Here is a 6031-nt window from a genome sequence, read left to right on the forward strand (position 1 = left end):
CCCGGAAGGACGCTCCCCGGCGCAGGAAGGCGAACGGCTCGGCGACCCGCTCGCGGGGCACGGCCGTGCAGTAGAGCTTGCCGGGAACGCCACTCGTCTCGGCCGCGGCGAGAGCGATCCGGTACGCCCGGATGCGATCCGGGTGACCGTACCCGCCGGTGTCGATGCGGCGGGTCGGCGTCGGCGACGGCGGGGTGCGTCGCGGAGCAGGCCGGGGTGACTAGCGCAGGCCGTCGAAGAGGTGGTCCTCCCGGTCGGCGGCGGGGACGCGGCTGAAGCGGCGGATGAACGCCTCCTGGGCGAACGCCCGGTGCTGGGCGTCGGCTGGCATGCGCAGCAGGAAGATGTTCTCCCCCTGGCTCGCGTGCGCCTCCAGCGCCTTGATCTTGCGCTCCACGTAGGGCGCCACGTCGACCACCGCGGTGATCTGCTCCTCCGGCACGCCGAAGTCCTCGGGGAGCTCCAGGTCCTCGGGGGCGGCGCCGCTGGAGCGCAGGAAGGCGAACAGCTCGGCGACCCGCTCGCGGGGCACGGCCGTGTAGTAGAGCTTGCCGGGAACGCCACTCGTCTCGGCCGCGGCGAGGGTGATCCGGTGCGCCTGGATGTGGTCCGGGTGTCCGTACCCGCCGTTCTCGTCGTAGGTGACGACGACCTGCGGCCGGTAACGCTCCATCAGCGCGGCCAGCCGGGCGGCGGCCTGCTCGACGGGGACGTTCGCGAAGGCGTCCGGCGCCTGGTTGGCGGCCCAGCCGGCCATGCCGGAGTCACGGTAGCCGAGCAGCTCCAGGTGGTCGATGCCCAGGTGGGCCACGGATTCGCGGAGCTCCGCCAGCCGTAGCGCGCTCACCGCCGCCTCGTCGTGGCCGTCCTCCCCCGGCTTCACCCCGCCGGGGCCGTCGCCCTGCTCGCCGTTCGTGCAGGTGACCAGGACGGTGCGGATGCCCTCGTCCGCGCACCTGGCGAGGATCCCGCCCGTCCCGATCACCTCGTCGTCGGGGTGGGCGTGGACGGCCATCAGCGTCAGTTCGTCATCCATGGATATCCGATTCCTCCGTAAAAGAGGGCCACGCGGCCCCGCCCACTCTACGGCGGCCCACCGGCATCCGAGATCGGCGGGCTCTGCGGCTGTCAGCCGCGAACGAGCCCCGCGACGGGCGCCCCGCGACGGGCGGCTCCGGGCCCCGGCCTCCGCCGCCCCGGCAGGTCGGCGGCGTCCGGCGGCGGGGTCACGGACCGGCGATGTCGTCACGGACCGGCGGCGGCGTCCGGTTGAGGCCGGTGAGCTCCAGTGCCTGGTCCCAGAGCCGTTCCGCGAGCGCGGTGTCGGTGGCGACCGGGGCCGGCGGCCGCTCCTGTTCCAGCTCGAAGTAGCGTCCCGTCAGCCCGGCGACCTCCTCGGCCAGGGCCAGCCTGACGACGGGCCGGGCACCGGCCTCGGGACTCTTCCACAGCAGTTTCACGACCTTGAGGAGGTAGCCCAGGGGCCCGCCGCGATCCCCCAGCCCGGTGCGGATCACGCCGGGGTGCACGGCGTTGATCGTGACTCCGGTGTCCCGCCAGCGTCCGGCGAACAGGGGGACCAGCAGCAGGTTGCACAGCTTGGTGTCGGCGTAGGTCCGCACCGGGTGGAAGTCCAGACCGGCGGGCGTGCGCTCCGGATCGGCCTTCCCCTTGACGTACAGCCCGGCGCCGACCTGTACGACCCGGGCCGCGGACGCGACCAGCACCGGCTCCAGTTCGTGGTTGAGCAGGAACGGCGCGAGATGGTTGGTGACGAACGCCTGCTCCAGTCCGTCCTCGTTGAGCGTGCGGCGGCTCGGCCACAGGCCCGCGTTGTGGACCAGCACGTCGATGCGGGGGCAGGCCTCGCGGAGCGCCTCGGCGGTCGCGCGTACCGTCCGGACGCCGGACAGGTCTCCCACGACGAGGCGCGCGCTCGCCCCGGCCGAGGCGGCGAGAGACCTCTGGGCGGCCTCGCCGCGCTCCCTGTCACGCGCGACCAGCACCACGTCGCACCTGTTCCGGAGCAGCTCCGCGGCGACGGCGTACCCGATGCCCCGGCCACCGCCCGTCACCACGGCCGTCGGGACGGGGGCCGACCGGCCTGCCTCCACAGTGTTCATGGCCGGTAAGTGTAAAGAATTCTGGAGCGCCGCTCTAGTAGTACTTCGTTAGGTTGGTTCCGGTGGGTGGTGTTCGGGCTGGGCTGAGGCGGGAATGCCGCGGTGACAGGTGGGGCACGTGCCGGCCCATGCGCGGATGAGGTCCTGGAGCGCGTCGAGGACGTGATAGAAGGTCAAGCCGACGCTGGGGCTTTGGGGCCAGACGCCGGAGGGTGCGGAAGGCATGAGCGGCGGTGACCAGGGTGACGTGGTGGTACCAACCACGCCAGGTACGCCCCTCGAAGTGGTCCAGCCCCAGACCGTGCTTCATCTCGCGGTAGTCGTGCTCGATCCGCCGGCGCATCTTGGCCAGGCGGACCAGGCGCCGTAGCGGCACCTGCTCACCCAGGCCGGTCAGCCAGTACTCGGTGGGCGCCTGGGCGCCGACCGGCCATTCGCCGAGCAGGGTCACCGCGGGCAGTACCCCGTCCCAGAGCGCCGCTCCTCCAGCCTGGGCCCTGGCATGGGTACGGGCCGCGGCACCGGCCGGACACACGCTCTGGACCCGGAATCGGGAGCGCATCGGCCCTTTGGACCCCTTCCGCCAGGTCGCCTGCCGATAGGCCGTGCGAGCCGTTTCCACGGCCAGATCCTTCAGCGACGACACCGGGGCGCGGTAGCGGACGGCGGGCTTGCGCCCGTTGCCGCTCCACGCGGGTCCGGCGGGCACCGCATCGTGCGGGTGCGCCGATTCGTCGGAGCGGACCGCGACGACGAAGTCCAGCCCCCGCTCGGCCAGGCCGTGGCGGAACGCGGTGTTCCGGCCGTATCCGGCGTCGGCGACAATCACCTGCGGGACAAGGCCCCAGTCGATCGCCTCGTCGATCAGGTCCAGGGCCAGCCGCCACTTCTCCCGGTGCTCCACCCTCTCGGGCACCCCCGCTTTGGCCCGGCGCCCGGCGTCGCCGGCCCACTCCCGCGGCAGAAACAGCCGCCAGGAGATCGGCACGGACGCGGTGTCGCAAGCGGCGTGCAGGCTCACCGCGACCTGGCAGTTGGCCTGTTTGCCCAGCGCCCCGCATCATTGGCGGGCCACTGATGTGCCCTGTCTTTCGTGGAGTCGCTTTGGTTGACTTGTGTGCCATTGACCCCACGAGAAGAGGTCAGCATGCCCCCCAAGGGCTACCCTGCGGAGTTCCGTCGCAAGGTGTTAGATCTGGTCGAGGCTGGGCGTCCGATTCGGGACGCCGACGGTCGGGCACGGGCCCCTCCGCTGGCGCCCCATAACTACGACAGCATGAACGGCTACCAGGATGCCCGTTTGTCGGAGCCTTCTGCCGGTTTCTCCGCGGCGAACATGCCGACGGTGAAGACGCCAGCCTCACGGGCGGCGTCCAGAGCCCTCTTACCTTGCCGGAACTGCTCCTCGCTGGGGCCCTCATAGTTCAGCCATGCAGGACGATCCTCGTCAGGAGTGCTGCCCCAGCACTTGACCCCCTCGAACATGTCCACCGCCAGCATGACGGAGAAGCCCGCCTCCGTCATCATGGCCTGGTAGCCGTCGACGGTGCCATGCCAGGGGATGATGATGCTGTCATTGACAGGCTGCATGTACTTTGCGATCTGCTCGGCAGTCCGGTGCTCACCGAACGGGCGCTGGAGCCAGTCGATCCCGGCGAGGCGGCCGCCCGGGCGTAGAATACGGAAAGCCTCCCGGAAGAACGCGGCCTTGTTGTCCAGGTGGCACACCGATTCGTAGAAGGTGACCGCGTCGAAGCCGCCCGACGGAAAGGGCAGATTCTTGTAGTCGGTGTCGCCCACCGTAATGAATCTGGCCCTGTCCGAGAGCTTCATCGCGAGCGCCTTCTCCCGGGCCTTGGCACTGAGCCGTTCGTTGTTCGTTACGCCGACGAAGGACGCGTTGGACACCAGGGTCATGTACAACGTCGGCCCTCCGATTCCGGAGCCGAAGTCGAGGACATAGGACCCCTCTCCGATCCCGGCCAGTCCGACGACTTTCCGCTCAAGCACTTCACAGGCCTCGATCGCCGACAGGCCGCGCGCCTCCGCATCGGGATCGCCGTGGTGCCAACGATCCTGGAGCAGCATCTGGTAAGCGTAGAACGCACTGTCGTAGAACTCGCGAACCTTGGCTTCGTACACCATCTCGATCCCCTGTCCCCTAACTTGAAGGCGCACTGGAATATCATGAAACGCGGAACCCGGAACGAATCCTCCGGCCGCTTCACCCACCTCTCCGCTGCCGGGCGGAGGATGGCGCCGACGGAAAGGAAGAATGAATTCCTCGCCGCCGGCCAAGCACGCGATCCCGGCAAATATCGTCACCCGGCGACGGGTGCAAACCTCACAAAAAAGTGTCCCATGGTCTCCGGCATATACGTGACACGGTATCCCATGTTTTCTGATGCCTTACTCTTCACCCGGGCCACGATGTCGGCAACGTATTCGAGGTGACCCTGGGTATAGGTGCGCCGGGGAATCGCCAACCGCGAGAACTCGAAGGACCGGTCAACGATGTTCCCGCTCCCGATGTCCACGGTTTTCATCGGGAACAACGCCCCTCCGACCCGGACACCTCCCTCCAGGAACATGTCCGCCGCGAACGCGACCGTGGGAAGCTGTTCAGCGGAAAGATGGGGATATATCGACCTCACATCGACGAAGACCCCGGAGCCCCCGACAGGCCTGCTGACGCTGACGTCCGCCTCGGTAATGAGCCTTCCGAGATAGGCCGCCTGGCGGATGCGGTGCGCCAGGTACTCCTGATCCAATCCCTCGCGGAGTCCGACGGCCATCGCCTCAAGGTCGCGGCCGGCCAGGCCGCCGTAGGTGGGGTAGCCCTCGTACAGCACGAGCAGTTCCTTGGCTCGCATGGCGAGCGACTCGTCGCGAAATGCGCAGAAACCCCCGATATTGACGATGGCATCTTTTTTGGCGCTCATCCAGCAGCCGTCTCCGTAGGAGAACATCTCCAGCACGATGTCCTGGATCGACACGCCCGAGAATTCCGGCTCTCCCTGCTGTATGAAGTAGGCGTTCTCCGCCAGACGGCATGCGTCGAACATGACCTTGACGCCGTACCGGTCCGCCAAGCTCTTGACCTCGCGGATGTTCTGCATCGACACAGGCGAGGAGCAGGCCATGTTGTTGAGTACGGTGATCAAAATGAACGGCACCCGTGAATGGTGACGCGCCAGCGCCAGCTCCAGCTTCTTCAGATCGAAGTTCCCCTTGAATTCTCTCTCGTCGCCGAAATCCCATAGCCAGTCGCCGATGCAGTCGACGGGAACCCCCTGCCTGTGCAGGATGTGGCCACGAGTCGTATCGAAATGCGTGTTGCTCAGGACGACGTCTCCGGGACGTACGAGCAACTCTGTGATGATCTTCTCCGCGGCCCGCCCTTGGTGCGTCGGGACGATGTGGGGATACCCTGTGATCTCTCGGCTCACGGTTTCGAACCTCTGGTAGCTCCTTGAGCCGAAATAGGATTCATCACCTCGCATGAGCGCCGCCCACTGTTCGCTGCTCATGGCGCCGGTTCCGCTGTCCGTCATCAAGTCGATGAAAACGTCAGCAGCGTCGATATGGATGCCGGAGTAATGGGCAGCTGCAAGGACCTCTTCCCTTTCGGGTCTGCTCAGCAGACGTATCTGCTCGGCGACTTTGATCCGGTACGGCTCCGCAAGCGCCGCAAGACTGCGCGACCCGGCGTCTTCCATGCCCGTGCCGAAAGGTCTTCCCTCGATACTCAATTCGTTTTTCATCCTGTACCCACAATCTTCATCGGTTGACTTCCAGCCGGATCCCGTAGTCACCGGTGGCGATAACCGGCCGCCGTCCGCCGTGAGTGCTTGCCGCCAGTCGTTCAGGGGTGGGCGGATGAGTCTGGGGGCGTGTCGTAGGTCGGT

General features: G+C 67.5%; 4 protein-coding genes and 1 pseudogene. All 5 read right to left on the bottom strand.

The window, feature by feature from the left end; all coding sequences use genetic code 11:
* Nucleotides 1-220 precede the first annotated feature (220 nt).
* Nucleotides 221-1036 (bottom strand): PIG-L family deacetylase, encoded by an 816-nt coding sequence (locus ABD841_RS29835; protein ID WP_344978743.1) that lies wholly within the window; start codon nt 1034-1036, stop codon nt 221-223.
* 190 nt (nt 1037-1226) lie between these two features.
* Nucleotides 1227-2123: an SDR family NAD(P)-dependent oxidoreductase gene (locus ABD841_RS29840; protein ID WP_344978745.1), complete on the bottom strand. Its 897-nt coding sequence runs from the start codon at nt 2121-2123 to the stop codon at nt 1227-1229.
* A gap of 137 nt (nt 2124-2260) precedes the next feature.
* Nucleotides 2261-3183 (bottom strand): annotated as a pseudogene (locus ABD841_RS29845) (IS701 family transposase); the annotation flags it as partial.
* Between the two features lie 224 nt (nt 3184-3407).
* Complete coding sequence (locus ABD841_RS29850; RefSeq protein ID WP_344978747.1) at nt 3408-4268, bottom strand: SAM-dependent methyltransferase; 861 nt, start codon at nt 4266-4268, stop codon at nt 3408-3410.
* A 176-nt stretch (nt 4269-4444) separates the two neighbouring features.
* The coding region (locus ABD841_RS29855) for a tryptophanase (protein WP_344978749.1) at nt 4445-6031 on the bottom strand (1587 nt) is incomplete at its 5' end.

This window comes from Streptosporangium fragile, from assembly GCF_039534445.1.
Classification (GTDB): Bacteria; Actinomycetota; Actinomycetes; order Streptosporangiales; family Streptosporangiaceae; genus Streptosporangium; species Streptosporangium fragile.